We start from the raw sequence: 17,385 nt of genomic DNA, 5'->3' as shown, positions 1-17,385 counted from the left end.
TAGAATCCCTGTGTGGCAGGGCGGATCAGGGACGAGGACGTCAGGGCGGTGCGGGACGCGGTCCCGATCGACGCCGTCGTCTCGGAGTACCTGCAGCTCAGGAACGCCGGCGGAGGCAACCTCAAGGGCCTGTGCCCCTTCCACGACGAGAAGTCCCCCTCCTTCCAGGTGAGCCCCAGCAAGGGGCTGTACCACTGCTTCGGCTGCCAGGAGGGCGGCGACACCCTCGACTTCGTGATGAAGGTCGACCATCTGTCCTTCTCCGAGGCCGTCGAGCGGCTGGCCGCCGTCGCCGGCATCACCCTGCGGTACGAGGACGGCGGCTACACGCCGGGCCGCCAGCAGGGCGAGCGGATCCGCCTCATCGAGGCGCACAAGGCCGCCGCGCAGTTCTACGTGGAGCAGCTCGGCAGCCCCGAGGCGGAGATCGGCCGCGCGTTCCTCGCCGAGCGCGGCTTCGACCAGGCGGCCGCCGAGCACTTCGGAGTGGGCTACGCCCCGGCCGGCTGGGACCACCTGGTGCGCTTCCTGCGCGGCAAGGGCTTCAGCGACCGTGAGCTGATCGTCTCCGGCCTGGCCAGCGAGAGCCGCCGCGGCGGGGCCATCGACCGGTTCCGCGGCCGGCTGATCTGGCCGATCCGCGACATCACCGGCGAGGTCATCGGCTTCGGCGCGCGCCGGCTCCGCGACGACGACCAGGGCCCGAAGTACCTCAACACGCCCGAGACGCCGATCTACAAGAAGTCGCAGGTCCTGTACGGCATCGACCTGGCCAAGAAGGAGATCGCCCGCACCAGCCGGGCCGTCGTCGTCGAGGGCTACACCGATGTCATGGCCTGCCACCTCGCCGGCATCACCACCGCCATCGCGACCTGCGGCACCGCCTTCGGCGGCGACCACATCAAGATCCTGCGCCGGCTGCTGATGGACAACGCCAACGCGGAGGTGGTCTTCACCTTCGACGGCGACGAGGCCGGCCAGAAGGCCGCCCTGCGCGCCTTCGAGGACGACCAGAAGTTCGCCGCCGAGACCTCCATCGCCATCACGCCCGGCGGCATGGACCCGTGCGACCTGCGCCTGGCCGAGGGCGACGCGGCCGTGGAGCGGCTGGTCGACTCCCGTACTCCGCTGTTCGCGTTCGCCCTGCGGTCGGCGGTGGCCCGCTACAACCTGGAGACCGCAGAGGGCCGCGCCTCCGCGCTGGAGGCGGGCGCGCCCATCGTCGCCGGCATCAAGAACTCCGCCATCCAGCACGAGTACGCCGTGCAGCTCGCTGGCATGCTGGGCATCCTCGACACCCAGTTCGTCGTGCGCCGGGTGGGCCAACTCGCCCGCTGGCAGCGCGAACGCCGCCAGTCCGGTGCGGGAGCCGCGGGCCCCCGCACCGCACGTCCCGCGGCACCCCCGGCCGGCCCCGCCGCGCCCGCGGGTCCCCGCGGCCCGCGGCTGGACATGCGCAGCCCCGCCCAGCGCGTCGAGCGTGAACTGCTCAAACTCGCCCTCCAGTACCCGGAGTTGGTCTCGCCGGCCTTCGACGCGTACGGCGAGGACGAGTTCACCGCCCCGCCCTACATCGCCGTGCGGCGCGCGATCAGCGAGGCGGGCGGCGCGGAGTACGCGGACCCGCAGTTCCTGACCCGGGTGCGCGACGTCGCCCCGGACGACACCGTGCGCTCGCTGGTCACCGAACTCGCCGTGGAGCCGGTCCAGCACAAGACCCCCGAGGTCTACGCCGGCAAGATCCTCGTCGACGTACGCCGGCAGGCCGTCGCCCGCCGCGTCGCGCAGCTCAACGCCGATCACACCCGGCTCACCGCCCAGGGCCCCCGCGCCGACCAGGACCAGCTCGCGGCGATCGGCGGCGAACTGTGGGCGCTCCAGCAGTACGACCACCGCCTCCGCGAGCAGGGCGCTGCCGCCCTGTAACCGTGCCGTGCCCCGTCCGCCCCTGTGCCGGGCGGGCATGCGGAGCCTCTTGCGGGCCGCACCCGGAACGCGGGGCATCGGTACGCCGCCGCCCGGCATGCGGCGGCCTCCCACGGCGTTGCGCGTCGGCGCGGGCCGCCCCGTCCGTCCCTGTGCCGATCGGCCCGAGTGCGGCTGGTCGGGCGGGCATGTGAAGCCCCTTGCCTGCCGCGCCCGGAACTCTGGCCGCCGGTACGCCGCCGCCCGGCACGCCGCGGGGACCGCCCGCCGCGCCGGGCACGCCCCGTCCGTCCCTGTGCGGATCGGCCCGAGTGCGGTCGGCCGGGCGGGCGTGTGAGCGTCTTGCGGGTCGGGCCCGGAACGCGGGGTGGGGGCGGCCTGCCCGCGTGGTTGGTCCGGGTGGCCTGGTGGCCCCCCGCCGGTCTGCTGCCGCCCGGCTTGCCGCGGGGGCCGCCCACGGCGTTGCGTGTCGGCGCGCGGGCCGACCCGTCCCGGCAGTGCGCTCTCCAGGGCGGCGGCGAGCATGCGGCGGCCCAGCGGGGTCGGACCGAACGGGGGGACCAGGGGCGGGTCTTGTGCCCGGAGGTCCACAGTCCCGTGCAGCGGCCACCCAGGGCGACGGCCGACGGCGCGTGGTGCCCGAGCCGGAGGTGGAGAAGCTGCCGTCCGGGACAGCGGTCACCCGGGACCGCCCGCCGCGCCGGAGGCGTGACCGCGGGGTCGCCCTCGGTCACACTCGGCCGGAAAAAGCGGCGCACGACCCTCGTGGGCCCGGTGTGCCGTACGCCACACTGGGGGCGGTGCAAGAGTCCTCGGAGCGCGGAATTCCGGGAGGCGCCGACGCCGGCGCCCAGGGAGTACCGCTGACGGCGAACTCCCGGACGGGCCGCGGCGAGGGCGCCGCAACCGTTCCGCTGCCGCGCGCCTCCGAGTCCGTGGTTGCGCACACCGTGGAGGTCGCTCCCGTGCAGATCCAGACCCTGACGCCCCCGGCCCTCGTGACGGACGACCTGCTGGAACGGGTCCCGGAGCAGCAGCACGCCGCCCTGCACCCGGAGGGGGCCGCCGCGCCCGGGCCGGACCCGGAGGCCGGTCCCGACCCTGACGGGGAAGGCCCGGAGGACGACGACCCGGGCCCGGTACGGCCGTTCAAGGAGGACGTGGCGGGGCCGTCCGCCGACCTGTTCCGGCAGTACCTGCGGGAGATCGGCCGCATACCCCTGCTCACCGCCGTCGAGGAGGTCGAACTCGCCCGCCGCGTCGAGGCCGGCCTGTTCGCCGAGGAGAAGCTGAGCAGCACCCCGGACCTCGACTCGCGGCTCGCCGTGGACCTCGACCGCCTGGTCGTCCTCGGCCGGATGGCCAAGCGGCGGCTCATCGAGGCCAACCTCCGCCTCGTCGTCTCGGTCGCCAAGCGCTACGTCGGCCGCGGCCTGACCATGCTGGACCTGGTGCAGGAGGGCAATCTCGGCCTGATCCGGGCCGTGGAGAAGTTCGACTACGCCCGCGGCTACAAGTTCTCCACCTACGCGACCTGGTGGATCCGGCAGGCCATGAGCCGCGCCCTGGCCGACCAGGCCCGCACGATACGCGTCCCGGTGCACGTCGTGGAGCTCATCAACCGCGTCGTCCGCGTCCAGCGCCGGCTGCTCCAGGAACGCGGCTACGAGCCCTCCAACGAAGAGGTCGCCGCCCATCTCGACATCCCGACCGAGCGCGTCGCGGAGGTCCTGCGCCTGGCCCAGGAACCCGTCTCGCTGCATGCTCCCGTGGGCGAGGAGGAGGACGTCGCCCTCGGCGACCTCATCGAGGACGGTGACGCCGCCTCGCCCGTGGAGTCCGCCGCCTTCCTGCTTCTGCGCGAGCACCTGGAGGCCGTCCTGTCCACCCTCGGCGAGCGCGAGCGCAAGGTCGTCCAGCTCCGCTACGGACTCGACGACGGCCGGCCGCGCACCCTGGAGGAGATCGGCCGCATCTTCGGCGTCACGCGCGAGCGCATCCGCCAGATCGAGTCCAAGACCCTCAACAAGCTCCGCGACCACGCGTTCGCCGATCAGCTCCGCGGCTATCTGGACTGAGCGCTCGGCGTCCCGGCCGACGGCAGGGACCCCCGGCGGAGCAGTCCGCCGGGGGTCCCTTTCGCTTCCGCGGGAGTCGCGGTCAGTCGACCTCGGCGACCGCCTGGGCGAACTGCGCCGCGTACAGGCGGGCGTAGGCGCCGTCCTTGAGCAACAGCTCCTCGTGGGTGCCCTGTTCGACGATGTCGCCGCTCTCCATGACGAGGATGACGTCCGCGTCGCGGATCGTGGAGAGCCGGTGGGCGATGACGAAGCTGGTGCGGCCGTGGCTGAGCTGGGCCATCGCCCGCTGGATCAGCACCTCGGTGCGGGTGTCGACCGAGCTGGTCGCCTCGTCCAGGACGAGGATGACCGGGTCGGACAGGAACGCCCGGGCGATGGTGATCAGCTGCTTCTCGCCCGCGCTGACGCCCGTGCCCTCGTCGTCGATGACGGTGTCGTAGCCGTCGGGGAGGGTGCGGATGAAGCGGTCGGCGTGCGCGGCGCGCGCGGCCTCCTCGATCTGCTCGCGGGTGCTGCCCTCGGTGCCGTAGGCGATGTTCTCCGCGATCGTGCCGCCGAACAGCCAGGTGTCCTGGAGCACCATGCCGATCCCGGACCGCAGTTCCTCCCGCGACATGGACGCGATGTCGGTGCCGTCCAGCGTGATCCGCCCGCCGGTGACCTCGTAGAACCGCATCAGCAGGTTGACCAGGGTGGTCTTGCCCGCACCGGTCGGGCCGACGATGGCCACCGTGTGGCCGGGCTCGACGGCCAGCGACAGGTCGTCGATGAGCGGCTTGTCGGGCTCGTAGCGGAAGGCGACGTCCTCGAAGCGGACCTCGCCGCGCAGTTCCTTGCGCAGGCTGGGCGTCTTCGGGTCGGCGCTCTGCTCCGGTGCGTCGAGGAGTTCGAAGACCCGCTCGGCGGACGCCACACCGGACTGCACCAGGTTGGACATGCTCGCCACCTGCGTCAGCGGCTGGCTGAACTGCCGCGAGTACTGGATGAACGCCTGCACGTCGCCGATGGACAGCGCGCCGCTGGCCACCCGCAGACCGCCGACGACCGCCACCAGGATGTAGTTGATGTTGCCGATGAACATCATCGCGGGCTGGATGATGCCGGAGATGAACTGCGCCCGGAAGCCCGACTCGTAGAGCGCCTGGTTCTGCTCGTGGAAGGCCTGCGCGGACTCCTCCTGGCGGCCGAAGACCTTCACCAGGGTGTGCCCGGTGTACATCTCCTCGATGTGGGCGTTGAGCTTGCCCGTGGTCCGCCACTGCGCGACGAACTGCGGCTGCGCGCGCTTGCCGACGGCGGTGGCGACCACCACCGACAGCGGCACCGTGACGAGCGCCACCAGCGCCAGCAGCCACGAGATGGAGAACATCATCGCGAGCACGCCCACGATCGACAGCAGCGCGAAGATGATCTGGCCCAGCGTCTGCTGCATCGTCTGGCCGATGTTGTCGATGTCGTTGGTGGCCCGGCTCAGCACCTCGCCGCGCGGCTGCTGGTCGAAGTACGACAGCGGCAGCCGGGCCAGCTTCTCCTCGACGTCCCGGCGCAGCCGGTAGATCGCGCGCTGGATGATCCGGGTGGCCAGCCGGCCCTGGACGATCGAGAAGACCGCGGCGGCCGCGTAGATCGCCACGGCGATCAGCAGCACATGGCCGACCGCGTCGAAGTCGATGCCGTGCCCAGGGGTGAAGTCGATGGACCGGAGCAGGTCGGCGACGGTGTCGTTGCCCTGCTGCCGCAGGTGCTCGATCGCCGTGGCCTTGTCGGTGCCGGCGGGTATGGACCGGCCGATGACGCCCGCGAAGATCAGGTCGGTGGCACGGCCCAGGATGCGCGGCCCGAGGACGTTGAGGCCGACGCCCAGGATCGTGCACGCCAGCATCGCGTACAGCAGGGTGCGTTCGGGGCGCATCAGGCCGAGCAGGCGCTTGCCCGAGCCCTTGAAGTCCATGGAGCGCTCGGTGGGCTGGCCGCTCATGAAGCGCATCGGTCCCGCCGCCGGCACAGGCCCGCGGCGGGGGGTGGGGACGCTCACGCGGCCTCCTTCTCGGTGAGCTGGGAGAGCACGATCTCCCGGTACGTCGGATTGCCGTCCATCAGTTCGCGGTGGGTGCCGGTGCCCACGACCCGGCCCTCGTCGAGGACGACGATGCGGTCGGCGTCGCGGATGGTGCTGACCCGCTGGGCGACGATCACGACCGTGGCCTGCGCGGTCTGCCGGGCCAGTGCGCGCCGCAGGGCGGCGTCGGTCGCGTAGTCCAGCGCCGAGAAGGAGTCGTCGAAGAGGTAGATGCGCGGTTTGCGGACCAGGGCCCGGGCGATCGCCAGGCGCTGCCGCTGACCGCCGGAGACATTGGTGCCGCCCTGCGCGATGGGGGCGTCGAGCCCGGAGCCGTCCTCGGAGAGCCGCTCCACGAACTCCCGCGCCTGCGCGGTCTCCAGGGCCTGCCACAGCTCCTCGTCGGTCGCCTCCGGGTTGCCGTAGCGGAGGTTGGAGGCGACGGTGCCGGAGAAGAGGTAGGGCTTCTGCGGGACGAGGGCGACGGTCTCGGCGAGGTCCACCGGGTCCAGTTCGCGGACGTCGACCCCGTCGATCAGCACCTGGCCGCCCGTGGCGTCGAACAGCCGCGGCACCAGCCCCAGCAGGGTGCTCTTGCCGCTGCCCGTGGAGCCGATGACCGCGGTGGTCTCACCGGGCCGGGCGACCAGGCCGATCGCGTGCAGCACCTCGGCCTCGGCCCCCGGGTACTTGAAGTCCGCGGCGCGCAGCTCCAGCTCGCCGCGGCGCACCGGCAGCCGTACGGGCTGCGCGGGCGGCACGACGCTGGTCTCGGTGCCCAGCACGTCCTCGATGCGCTCGGCGCAGACCTCCGCGCGGGGCACCATCATCACCATGAAGGTCGCCATCATGATCGACATCAGGATCTGCATCAGATAGCTGATGAAGGCGGTGAGCGCGCCGATCTGCATGCCCCCGCTGTCGATGCGGTGCGCGCCGAACCACAGGACGGCGACGCTGGTGAGGTTCACCACCGCCATCGCGATGGGGAACATCAGCGTCATCATCCGCCCCGCGCGCAGCGAGACGTCGGTGAGTTCGTCGTTGGCCTTGCCGAAGCGCTGCTGCTCGAACTCGTCCTTGTTGAAGGCGCGGATGACCCGGATGCCGGAGATCTGCTCGCGCAGGACGCGGTTGACCGTGTCCAGCCGCTGCTGCATCCCGCGGAACAGGGGGCGCAGCTTCCGGACGAGCAGCACGATCAGGACCGCCAGCACGGGCACGACCGCGAGCAGCAGGGAGGACAGCGGAACGTCCTGGCCGAGCGCCATGACGATGCCGCCGAAGCACATGATCGGCGCCGTGACCATCAGCGTGAAGGTCATCAGCACCAGCATCTGGACCTGCTGCACGTCGTTGGTCGAGCGGGTGATCAGCGACGGGGCGCCGAACTGCCCGACCTCGCGGGCGGAGAAGCGCTGCACCCGGTCGAAGACCGAGGCGCGGATGTCCCGGCCGACGGCCATGGACGTACGGGCGCCGAAGAAGGTGGCGCCGACGGAGCAGGCGAGCTGCGCGAGGGTGACGGCGACCATGATGCCGCCGAGCTTCAGGATGTAGCCCGTGTCACCCTTCACGACGCCGTTGTCGATGATGTCGGCGTTCAGCGTGGGCAGGTAGAGCATGGCGATGGTCGCCACGAGCTGGAGGACCACGAGCACGGCTATGGAACGCCGGTACGGGCCCAGGTGGGAGCGGAGGAGTCGGATCAGCACGACCGCTGACCCTATAGTCCGAAGGTTGCCACAGGCACCCGATTTACCGGGGCATTCCTCACACCCGGAAAGACTCTGACGGACATCCGCGCGCCGAGCGGATCAGCCCCCGAACGCCCCCGGATGCGTCTGCTCACGCACCGCGACGAACTGCTGCCGCACCGAGTGCCCGATCGCCCCGTCGTCCGGCCCGGCGTCGACGACCGCGTACTCCGCCTGCTGCCAGTACGGGGGCTGCTCGGGCGAGCCCTTCCCCTCCGCCACCGCCAGCGCCCACGCCGCCTGCCGGGCCGCGCCCAGCGCCGCGTACTCCGCCGGCGGCGGGATCACGATCTGCGCGCCCAGCAGCGCCGGGGCCAGCGACCGCACCGCCGGCAGATCGCCCGCGGGGCCCAGCAGGAAGATCCGGCGCACCTCCACACCCCGCCCGCGCAGCATGTCGAGCGCGTCCGCGAGCCCGCACAGCATGCCCTCGAAGGCCGCCCGCGCCAGGTGCTCGGGCTTCATGCTCTCGCGCCGCAGGCCGGTGAGGGTGCCCGCGGTGTGCGGCAGATCGGGGGTGCGCTCACCCTCCAGATAGGGGAGCAGCACCAGTCCGTACGAGCCCGGGGTGGAGCGCAGCGCCAGCTCCGACAGCCCCGCGAGGTCGGTGCCCAGCAGATCGGCGGTGCCGCGCAGCACCCGTACGGCGTTGCGGGTGTGCAGCATCGGCAGATGGTGTCCGGTCGCGTCCGCGAAGGAGGTGATCGTGCCGGACGGGTCGTTCAGCGCCTGGTGGTGCACCGCGAAGACGGTGCCGGCGGCGCCCAGTGACACCACCGCGTCACCCGGCCCGACGCCCAGTCCGAGCGCGGCTGCCATGTTGTCCCCGGTGCCGGCCGAGATCAGCAGCCCCTCCGGGGTGCGTCCGGCGGGCTGGGCCGGCGCCAGCACCTCCGGCAGCGCCACCGCGTGGCCGAGCGCCCGCTCCACGATGTCGGTGCGGTACTGGCCGGTGGCCGCCGACCAGTAGCCGGTGCCGGAGGCCTCGCCGCGGTCGGTGGTCCGCCGCTGCGGCCGGCCCATCAGCTGCCAGACCAGCCAGTCGTGGGGAAGCAGCACCTCGGCGATGCGCCCGGCCGCGGCCGCCTCGTGCTGCGCCAGCCAGCGCAGCTTCGCCACCGGGTACGCCGCCTGCGGCACCGACCCGACCGCCGCCGCCCAGCCGGCCTTGCCGCCCAGTTCCTCGGTGAGGTCCGCGGCCTGTATCTGCGCCCGCTTGTCGTTCCGCAGCAGTGCGGGCCGCACCAGCGCGCCGCCGGCGTCCAGCGCCAGCAGGCCGTGCTGCTGCCCCGACACGCCGATCGCCTGGACGCCCTCCAGCATCCCGCTCCTGGCCGCCTCGCCGAGCGACAGCAGCCACGCCTCCGGATCGATCTCCGTCAGCGCCCCCGCGTCCTCCGCCCCCTGCGCCGGATGCGGGGCGTGGCTCTGCCGGAGCACGGCCCCGCTGTCCGCGTCGCACACGACCACGGTCGTACCGGCACCGGAGCTGTCGATCCCCGCCACAATCCCCATGCGTCGCATCATGCCGTACGCGCGCCGCACGCAGGGCGACCGGGCCGGGCCGGCCCCGGCCGTCAGGTGGTGCCGGTGCCCCAGTCGTCCTGGTCCCCGCCGTTGCCGCGCAGCCGGCGCACCCGGTCGGCCACCGCGGGCGGCAGCCGGTCGCCGACCTTCGCCGACACCGCGTCCACGGCCTTCACGGCCGCCTCGCGCCCGGTCTGCCCGGCGGTCTCCACGGTGTTCCGCACCGCGGGGTTCTGGGCGATCCGCTGCGCGCTCTTGCGCAACTGCTCGTACCGCTCGCGGCCGGCCCGCGCCCCGAGCACGTACCCGACGGCGATCCCGCTGATGAACGTCAGTCGGTAGCGCATGGCTCCACCTCTCGTGGGTCCTCTGGGGCTGTGTTCCGCGCCTACCCGCTGTGGCCTGCGGACAACCGCGGCGTTACCGGTTGGCGGAGCACCCCCCACCTTGCGCTAATGTATGTGTCGCAGCGAGCGCACGCCGTCCGGGATGCCGGAAACGGGTACATTCGGTGCAAGCGGAGCAATCCCCTGTAGCTCAATTGGCAGAGCAGCCGGCTGTTAACCGGCAGGTTACTGGTTCGAGTCCAGTCGGGGGAGCTCGCGCAAGTCTTTCCCCTGTAGCTCAATTGGCAGAGCAGCCGGCTGTTAACCGGCAGGTTACTGGTTCGAGTCCAGTCGGGGGAGCGGTGATCAAGGACTCCTTCGGGGGTCCTTTTTCGTGTGCGGGAACCGATCACCGGGTGATCGAGGTCTCCCAGGTGGTGCGTCTGTGACCCGCGAGGGCGACAGATCGTATGAGCAGCTATGCTGCGGCAGACGGCGTGCACGACACGTGAAGGCGCGCCGTACGGGGCGGTAGCTCAGCCGGTTAGAGCAGCGGACTCATAATCCGTCGGTCGTGGGTTCGAGTCCCACCCGCCCCACCCTGGGCGGCAGGTCGGCAATCCAGCCGGCCTGCGCCAAGCCCCCAACTGGGGCCCGCACACGGCCCGTCGGCCCGCGGCACCGATCGCCTGCCGGCCCGGGCGCGGAACGGTCGCGCCCAACCGGGCAGCGGGGCCGCCCGTGTGGCCAAGCCGTCGCCGCTTCGCGGCTGATGGGGAAATCGCCGTCGCTCGCCCGGACATGCCATGGCGACGCCGTTGGGGCCAGGACGTGCCGACCGGTCAGGGCGGTGCGGGAGGCTGGACGTACGGCATGGCCGGTGCCATGATCACGCGAATATCGCGGTGGGGTCCGGCTTCCAGGGGGGAACCGTGAAGCTCTGGCTAGGAATAGCTCTCGTTGTGCTGGCATCGCTCTTTGCCGCCTCCGGTGTTGCGGGGATCACCCAGGGCTGGGTGGTTCCGTGGAACCGGCGCCGTGTCAGCCGTCCGGGCCTCTACGGCTGCGGCCAGTTGGTGTTTGCTTTCGGGCTCTACTGGCAGGCGCTGTTCGCATGGGTGATCAACGACCCCGGCGCCCGGGCCTGGGGCACCTTGGCCGGCAGTGCGATCCTGCTGGCCGGTGTCATCGTGCTGTTGCCGGCCCAGTTCATGAGCAGCGATCGAGGGGCAGGGCGGTGAACAGCCCCGCGGACGCCCACCCTTGACCCCGTACGGCGGCGTTCTAGGGTGCCGTCATGAGAACCGTGCTGTGGGCGCTGGCCGCGCTCTTCTTCGGCGCTCTTGCCGTGTCCGCCGTGGTCGGGATCATCACCGGGTTCCCGAGCGGGCTCGCCGGCGTTGCCGTCGATGCGGGGCACGTGATCGTCAGCGGCCTGGCCACGGGCTGGGCCGTCGGCAAGGCACGTGAGGGCTGTGCCGCCCGCAACAGGTGACGTTCGCCCGCCCGGCGGCGCCCCGGGTGCGGGCGGACCGGGCCTCGGGCAGGCTCGGATGCGGCGGGCTTCGCGCCTCCCCCTCAGCGGAGCCCGCGGCCCGAGTCGGCCCCCACCACAACGGCGTGGCGGGGGCCTGCTTCGTTCGGGCCAAGGGAATTGCGGGAAAGGTGACTTGGCCGGGCTGCGCGCGGCACCCTCGTGATCGGGCGCGGTGGCGGGCTGGCTAGGGTGCGCGGCATGAAATCCGTTCCCTGGACCCTTGCCGGCACCGTGCTCGGTGTCATGGCACTGTCGACCGTCGCGGGCATCGTCGTCACCCTGAGCCGCGGAGTGTCGGCCCAGACCGTCTGGGCGCTGCCCTTCTCCTTGGCCTGGCTGGTCGGGCTCGGCTTCGCGTCCCGCATCGCGTGGCGCAAGGCCCTGGGCCGCAACAACGAACTGCCCGAAGGTCGTTCGGAGGGCTGAGCGCCCGGCCGCCTGCCCGTGCCGCGCGGGGGTCAGGACACGCAGAGCGTCTTGCGCAGCGCCGCGTTGACGGCCTCGGCCTGCGCCGCGGTGACCTGGTGGTCGCCGGTGCCGAAGCGGGCCTGGGCCGACGAGACCGCGTCCCCGCCGCCGCTGATGGTCGCGCACTGGTTGCGGGCGTTGGCGATCGCCTTGTCCGCGTCCTTGGTGTACGCCGGGTCGATGGCCGTCAGCGCGGCCAGCAGGGCGGTGCGCTCGACGCCGGTGGGCTCGTCCGGCAGCAGGTCGGCGATGTCGGGCACGGGGGAGCCGGCGGCCGTGGGGGAGGACGTCGGGTGGCTGTCCGCGGGCGCGCCGCTGCCGTCGCCGCCGGAGGTGCACGCGGTGAGCCCGAGCAGGAGGGCGGCGCCGGCGAGGACGGCGGCTGTCAGGTGAGTACGCATGCCCGGCATTGTGACGGGGCCCGGGCGTGCGGGGGCCGAGTCGGCGCATCCGCGTGTCGCGGGCGGGGAGGATCCCGTGGCCCCGGCTGCGCAGGGCGCCGCCCCGGCCGTCACACGGACGACAGGTCGATCGCGCGGTCGACGTCGGCGGGGCGCAGGACGCGGAGGATGCCCTCCAGGAGGTAGTAGTCGCCGTAGGGGACGGAGACCTCGACGCCGTCCTCGGCGGGGCGGTTGCGGGTGGCGCGGGCGAGGACGGCCTGGGCGCGGGTGGACCTGGTCGTGAGGCAGGTGGTGGCCAGGGCGGTGAGGATGCGGAGCGCGGCCTCGCGGTAGGACGTGCGGCCGGTGGCGGCGGAGAGGTCGAGCAGCCCGCAGGCCAGGACGGCGCCGGCGGAGGAGTCCTTGACGTCGTTCGGCTGCTGGGGCGCGAGGTAGTCCCAGACGGGGACGTTGTCGGGGGTGAGGGCGCCGAGCGCGTAGTCCGCCAGCTTCGCCGCCGTGGTGAGGAACTGGGGGTCGCCGGTGCGCCGGTGCATCGTGGTGAAGCCGTAGACGCCCCAGGCCTGGCCGCGGGACCAGCAGGAGGCGGGGCTGTAGCCCTGCACCGTGTTGGGGCCGATCGGGGCGCCGGTGGCCGGGTCGAAGTCGTAGACGTGCGGTGTGGAGCCGTCCGGGCGGGGGAAGTTGCGCTGGGTCGTGCGTGCGTGGGCGGTGGCGGCGTCGAGGTAGCGGGAGTCCCCGGTCTGCTCGGTCGCGAAGGCGAGCAGGTCGAGGTTCATCATCGTGTCCATGATCACGCGGCCCGCATTGGCCGGGTCGTTCAGCGCGCCCCAGGCGCGGATGAACCGGCCCGCGCTGTTGTACCGCTTGACGAGCGAGGACGCCGCCTGGACCGCCCCGTCGCGCCACTTGGGGTCGCCGGTGAGCCGCCAGGCGGTGACCCACGAGGGGGAGAAGAGGAAGCCCAGGTCGTGCGTGCCGGTGTCGGTGCGGCGCGGGGCGAGGCGGTCGGCGGCGGCGAGCGCGAGGGAACGGAAGCGGGCGTCGCCGCTGTGCAGCCAGGCCATCCACAGCGTGCCGGGCCAGAAGCCGCCGACCCAGTCGCCGTTGTCGGAGTAGGTCCACTTCTCGAACTTCGTGATGACGGGGAACGACGTGACGCCGGGGGCGACCGCCCGCAGCTTGGTCACGGCGTAGTCCGCCGCCGCGCGCAGGGTCTGCTCGGTCTCGGCCGGATCGGGGGCCGGGAGCAAGGACGCGGCCCGCGCGGAGGGTGCGGTGACGGTGGTCGCGGCCGCGGCGCCGGCCGCGGTGCTCAGCAGGTGTCGCCGGGAGATGCTCATGGGTGCCCGCCGTTTCGAGTGGGGGGACGGATCACGAAGAGGCGAGGCAAGCGTGGCACGGCGTTCCCGCTGAAGTACATATACGTGGCGTGGATTTGTGTATGTGAACCCGGGCGTCACTCCGTTCCCGGCGCGCCCCCCGCGGCCTCGGCTGCGCCGTCCTCGCGGCCGGCGGCGTAGACGCGCTGGACGAACTCGGCGGCGGTCGCCTGGTCGAGGTCGTCGGTGAGGCGCATCAGTTCGGTGGTGAAACGGATGATCGGGTTCTGTGCCATGCGTACAGGAGACCGCGCCGAGGGGCCCGCTGCCAATCGGTGATTCGCACTAATGTGCGGGTCCTGGTCTGTGGAACCCCGCCGGACCGGGACACTCCCGTGATCGCCGTTGCCGGCCGGCGCGGGGTGCGACTGCGATCCTGTGGATGCCGCACAGCCACGGAGAAGGAGAAGGCGATGCCCGGAAAGCCGAGGATTCTCGTGACCGGTGCCGCGGGGAGCGTGGGAGGCGTCGGCCGCACCGCGGTCGAGGTCCTGCGGGACCGCGGCTTCCCCGTGCGCGCGTTCGTCCGCCGCGAGGACGACCGGGCCGAGGCGCTGCGGGCCATCGGTGCCGAGGTGTTCGTCGGGGACCTGACCAGCACCGCGGACGTGGCCGAGGCGGTGCGCGACTGCGCGCGGATGTACTTCGGGATGAGCGTGTCGGCGGAGTACCTCCAGGCCGCCCTGGTCGCGGCAGCCGTTGCCCGTGACTACGGCCGGCTGGAGGTGCTGGTCAACATGTCGCAGATGACCATCTCCCAGATGGACCTCACCGGCGGCTCGGACTCCCGGCAGCACCGGCAGCAGTGGCTTGTGGAGCAGGTCATGGACTGGTCCGGGGTCCCCGTCACCGAGGTCCGGCCGACCGCCTTCATGGAGAACCCGATCTTCCTGGCGGCCGGTTTCGGCTCGGTCACCCGGGACGGCACGATCCGCCTGCCCTTCGGCTCCGGCCGCACCTCGCCCATCATGGGGCGCGACGTCGGGGAGGCGGTCGCGGCGATCCTGGCGGACCCGGCACCGCACATCGGGCAGGTCCGCGAGCTGACTGGGGCGGCGTCCCGCGACATGAACGCGATCGCGGCGGAGTTCTCCGAGGTGCTCGGACGGCCCGTCAGGTACGTCGACGTCCCCTACGAGGAGTGGGTCGCCGAGGATCTGGGCGCGCTGGGGCTGCCGGAGCACGTCCGGCAGCATCTGTCCGTCATGGCGCGCCTGCACGCGCAGAACCGCTACGACCGGGCGACCGGCGACCTGGAGCAGCTCATCGGGCGTCCGGCGTCGGGCGTCCGGGAACTCGTCGCGGCGCACCCGGAGGTCTTCGCCTGACGTGCGGCCCGTCCCGGCCGGGGGCGGGACGGGCCGCACGCACTCAGTGGTCGGCGCAGCAGGGCGTCGGGTTGGGCACCTCGAAGGGGGCGAGGCGCCCGCCGACGGCGGGGACCAGCGGCAGGACGAGCCGGCCGGCCTGCCACTCCGGGCGGACGTGGTCCCTGGTGAGGACCTCGACGCCGGGCTCGGGCCGCTCGTCCGCCGGGGAACCGAGGACCATGAGCCCGGTGATGGGGGTGTGCGCGAGCACATCGGCCACCGTGATCACGCCGGTGAGGTGTTCCACGCCGGGGAAGACCACGGCGCGGCCGCCGGTACGGGCGGCGGCCTCCTCCGCGGCCTGAGAGGCGGCGGCGGCGAGCGGGGCCGGGCCGTGGGTGCGGCCGGCCAGATGCACGCCCCACGGCTTCGGTCCCGCGGTCTCCGGCCCGTCCGCGCCCTCATCGGCGGCTGCGGCGTCCGGAGCGGTCAGCGCCCGCCAGGCCGCCTCGGCCGCCGCGGGCCCCTCCTCGTCCGGCAGGGTGAACGACACCGCCGTGTGCGGGGTGCCGGTCCGGATGAGGTGGGTGCAGGCGACCGTGCCCGCGGGAAGGCCGAGCCGGTCCACCAGATGGTGGATCAGGTGGTCGGCCTCCCGCAGGCCGGACGTTCCGGCGTCGACGCCGAGGACCGTGCCGTTCGTCACGCGGGCAGCACCCAGATCGGGTTGGTGTAGAACCACAGGTCGCGCCACGGGTCGGCGTCGCCCACGACGTCGATCGCGGGGCCGTGCGGGTCCACCGCGGGACCGTTCAGGCCGACGGCGCTGCGGTTGCCGTCCGTACCGCGCAGGCGGACGTACAGCGGGCGGTCGACGCGGCCGAGCGACCAGCGCAGACGCACCGAGCCCACGGACTGGTTGACCTCGAAGGACGTCACGACCTTGGCGGTGGGCGCGGCGAAGGTGTCCTTGTCGGAGGCGCGGCCGGTGACGTCGCCCTGGATGACGTCGACACGGGCGAGGGTCGGCACGAACTGCGCCCAGTTGGGGCCGTTCGCCAGGTCGATCTCGAGGATCAGGTCGACCTTGTCGCCGCGGCGGATGCGCAGCATGCCGCCGAGGGTCTGCTCGTCGCCGCCGGCCTTCAGGCGGGCGTTGAGACCGCTGATCAGACCGCCGTGGTCGACCCAGACGCGGCCGTCGCGGATGCCGTCCATCACGGCGCGGTAGGAGAAGCTGACGGCGCCGACGTGGGTGCGGCTGTACTGGCCGGGCCAGAAGTCGCCGTCAGTCAGGTTGAGCGCGCCGCCGTAGACCGGGTCGTTGTACTTGCCGTTGGCGTTGAAGTCGCTGCCCGGGCCGCGCACCGAGTTGTCCGCGTACACGTTGTGGGCGTCGGAGTTGGCGGTGATCCACCACGGCTTGCCCTCGGCGAGCAGGCTGTCCCACAGACCGCCGACCGTGGCGGTCATCCAGTCGAAGCCGCCCCAGGTGCGGTAGCTCACCAGGGGGTAGCCGGCCCAGGACTGGGCGCTCGGGCTGCTGTCGTACGCGCCGCGGCCGGCGCCGGGGCCCTGCGGGGCGCGGATGCCGGAGGCCTGGTGGCCGGGGGCGCCCTCCATGCCGACCGCGATGGTCGGCTGGGCGTCGCGCCAGGCGCGGATCTCGTGCGGGGAGTCCAGGCCCTTGCGGGCCGGGTGGTTCGCCAGGAACAGCGCGTCGCGGACGCGGCGCTGGTCGACGGCGTCGGCGAGGAAGTTCAGGCCCGCGATGGCCAGCGCCTCGTTGGCCGGGGTGCTGTCCGTGGCGCCCTTGACCGAGCCGTCGAAGGAGTTCTCGAACTCCTTGAGCACCGCGACCTCGTTCGCGCCGGGGTGCACGAAGACGGTGCCGTGCTCGGCGCCCGGGATGTTCCACTCCAGGCCCTGGAAGACCAGGGTGTCCTCGACCTCGTCGCGCGCGGCGAGGATGTCGGGGTTGACCTTCTCCACACCGATCTTGGCGTGCTGCTCGCTGCCGTGGTCGGTGATGACCATCCAGTCCAGGCCGTTGCCGTTGGCGTGCCGGACGTGGTCGGCGACGCGGTACTTCGCGTCGGAGCTGTACTGGGTGTGGATGTGGTGGTCACCGGCCAGCCACAGGAAGTCGCCGTTCCAGGTGCCGCTGCGGCCCGTCTTCTCGTCCGCGAAGGCGGGCGTCGCGCCCGTCGCCGCGCCGGCGAGCACGCCGCTCGCGGCCAGGCCCGCGCCGAGCAGGCCGGTGCGCCGCAGCATCCCGCGACGGGAGAGCTGGTTCGGCGTCAGTTCCTCGTCGGGCACGGACATGTCCAGGGCGGGCGGCAGCGACTGCGAGGCGTCGCCGTGCCCGTGGTGGTGTCCGTGGCTGTGGTCGTGTCCGTGGTGGTGGCCGTGGCCCATGTTTCGCTCCTTGCTCTGAGCGCCGGTCCGCGCTGTTAGGAGACGTGCAGGAAGAGAGCCTGCGGAGGCTGGATGAATTCTTCGGACCGGCAAGGTGGAGGCGAGAGTTACGCCACATGTGATCCGGGTCGCTTGTTCCGGAACGTGTCAGTTCGCCTCACGCCGGGGGCTGATGGGCCGTGGGTTGTCT

The 17,385-nt window shown here is 72.5% G+C and carries 15 protein-coding genes and 3 tRNA genes; 9 read left to right on the top strand and 9 right to left on the bottom strand.

Annotation, left to right across the window (positions count from 1 at the left end; all coding sequences use genetic code 11):
- The first annotated feature begins 12 nt into the window (after positions 1–12).
- Positions 13–1,926, top strand: a complete 1,914-nt coding sequence (gene dnaG / locus ACIP64_RS06805; RefSeq protein WP_401582616.1) for a DNA primase — start codon at positions 13–15, stop codon at positions 1,924–1,926.
- Positions 1,927–2,726: 800 nt separating this feature from the next.
- The gene (locus ACIP64_RS06800) at positions 2,727–4,004 is read left to right on the top strand and encodes an RNA polymerase sigma factor (protein WP_401582614.1); all 1,278 of its coding nucleotides are present in this window, start codon (positions 2,727–2,729) and stop codon (positions 4,002–4,004) included.
- A gap of 82 nt (positions 4,005–4,086) precedes the next feature.
- Here the strand turns inward: ACIP64_RS06800 and ACIP64_RS06795 are convergent, their stop codons facing one another.
- The 4 genes from ACIP64_RS06795 to ACIP64_RS06780 all read right to left on the bottom strand — a co-directional run bounded on the left by ACIP64_RS06795 (position 4,087) and on the right by ACIP64_RS06780 (position 9,697).
- Complete coding sequence (locus tag ACIP64_RS06795; protein ID WP_401583194.1) at positions 4,087–5,994, bottom strand: ABC transporter ATP-binding protein; 1,908 nt, start codon at positions 5,992–5,994, stop codon at positions 4,087–4,089.
- A 44-nt stretch (positions 5,995–6,038) separates the two neighbouring features.
- A complete protein-coding gene (locus ACIP64_RS06790) occupies positions 6,039–7,781 on the bottom strand; it encodes an ABC transporter ATP-binding protein (protein ID WP_401582613.1) in 1,743 nt (580 codons plus the stop codon).
- A gap of 102 nt (positions 7,782–7,883) precedes the next feature.
- Entirely contained in the window at positions 7,884–9,338 is a 1,455-nt protein-coding gene (locus tag ACIP64_RS06785) for an FGGY family carbohydrate kinase (RefSeq protein WP_401582611.1), read from the bottom strand.
- Positions 9,339–9,400: 62 nt separating this feature from the next.
- The gene (locus ACIP64_RS06780; protein ID WP_360906713.1) at positions 9,401–9,697 is read right to left on the bottom strand and encodes a YtxH domain-containing protein; all 297 of its coding nucleotides are present in this window, start codon (positions 9,695–9,697) and stop codon (positions 9,401–9,403) included.
- Between the two features lie 179 nt (positions 9,698–9,876).
- Here ACIP64_RS06780 and ACIP64_RS06775 point away from each other — a divergent pair.
- The 6 genes from ACIP64_RS06775 to ACIP64_RS06750 all read left to right on the top strand — a co-directional run bounded on the left by ACIP64_RS06775 (position 9,877) and on the right by ACIP64_RS06750 (position 11,639).
- Positions 9,877–9,949: transfer RNA gene (locus ACIP64_RS06775), tRNA-Asn, on the top strand.
- A 14-nt stretch (positions 9,950–9,963) separates the two neighbouring features.
- A tRNA-Asn gene (locus ACIP64_RS06770) sits at positions 9,964–10,036 on the top strand.
- A gap of 165 nt (positions 10,037–10,201) precedes the next feature.
- A tRNA-Ile gene (locus ACIP64_RS06765) sits at positions 10,202–10,275 on the top strand.
- Positions 10,276–10,638: 363 nt separating this feature from the next.
- Positions 10,639–10,917 carry a hypothetical protein gene (locus ACIP64_RS06760; RefSeq protein WP_401582609.1) on the top strand — a complete coding sequence of 93 codons (279 nt, stop codon included), beginning with the start codon at positions 10,639–10,641 and terminating at the stop codon, positions 10,915–10,917.
- Positions 10,918–10,973: 56 nt separating this feature from the next.
- Positions 10,974–11,171, top strand: a complete 198-nt coding sequence (locus ACIP64_RS06755; protein WP_401582608.1) for a hypothetical protein — start codon at positions 10,974–10,976, stop codon at positions 11,169–11,171.
- 240 nt (positions 11,172–11,411) lie between these two features.
- Complete coding sequence (locus tag ACIP64_RS06750; protein WP_401582607.1) at positions 11,412–11,639, top strand: hypothetical protein; 228 nt, start codon at positions 11,412–11,414, stop codon at positions 11,637–11,639.
- Between the two features lie 32 nt (positions 11,640–11,671).
- Here ACIP64_RS06750 and ACIP64_RS06745 read toward each other — a convergent pair whose 3' ends face one another.
- The 3 genes from ACIP64_RS06745 to ACIP64_RS06735 all read right to left on the bottom strand — a co-directional run bounded on the left by ACIP64_RS06745 (position 11,672) and on the right by ACIP64_RS06735 (position 13,703).
- The gene (locus ACIP64_RS06745; RefSeq protein WP_401582606.1) at positions 11,672–12,082 is read right to left on the bottom strand and encodes a hypothetical protein; all 411 of its coding nucleotides are present in this window, start codon (positions 12,080–12,082) and stop codon (positions 11,672–11,674) included.
- 110 nt (positions 12,083–12,192) lie between these two features.
- Entirely contained in the window at positions 12,193–13,428 is a 1,236-nt protein-coding gene (locus ACIP64_RS06740; RefSeq protein ID WP_401582605.1) for a glycoside hydrolase family 88 protein, read from the bottom strand.
- 116 nt (positions 13,429–13,544) lie between these two features.
- Positions 13,545–13,703: a hypothetical protein gene (locus tag ACIP64_RS06735; RefSeq protein ID WP_360906700.1), complete on the bottom strand. Its 159-nt coding sequence runs from the start codon at positions 13,701–13,703 to the stop codon at positions 13,545–13,547.
- A gap of 177 nt (positions 13,704–13,880) precedes the next feature.
- Between ACIP64_RS06735 and ACIP64_RS06730 the strand changes: the two genes are divergently transcribed.
- Positions 13,881–14,795 (top strand): NmrA family NAD(P)-binding protein, encoded by a 915-nt coding sequence (locus tag ACIP64_RS06730; protein WP_401582603.1) that lies wholly within the window; start codon positions 13,881–13,883, stop codon positions 14,793–14,795.
- A 43-nt stretch (positions 14,796–14,838) separates the two neighbouring features.
- On the opposite strand, the gene ACIP64_RS06725 is transcribed toward ACIP64_RS06730, so the two are convergent.
- Both ACIP64_RS06725 and ACIP64_RS06720 read right to left on the bottom strand, forming a co-directional pair.
- Positions 14,839–15,483 (bottom strand): hypothetical protein, encoded by a 645-nt coding sequence (locus tag ACIP64_RS06725; RefSeq protein ID WP_401582601.1) that lies wholly within the window; start codon positions 15,481–15,483, stop codon positions 14,839–14,841.
- A complete protein-coding gene (locus ACIP64_RS06720) occupies positions 15,480–17,195 on the bottom strand; it encodes a PHP domain-containing protein (RefSeq protein ID WP_401582600.1) in 1,716 nt (571 codons plus the stop codon). The genes ACIP64_RS06725 and ACIP64_RS06720 overlap by 4 nt, the downstream gene beginning before the upstream one ends.
- Positions 17,196–17,385: the final 190 nt, after the last annotated feature.

The sequence above is a fragment of the Streptomyces sp. NPDC088733 genome, from assembly GCF_044751185.1.
In the GTDB taxonomy this organism is placed as follows: domain Bacteria; phylum Actinomycetota; class Actinomycetes; order Streptomycetales; family Streptomycetaceae; genus Actinacidiphila.
Note: the sequence above shows the minus strand (reverse complement) of the source record. Positions and strands in the feature narration are given on the sequence as shown.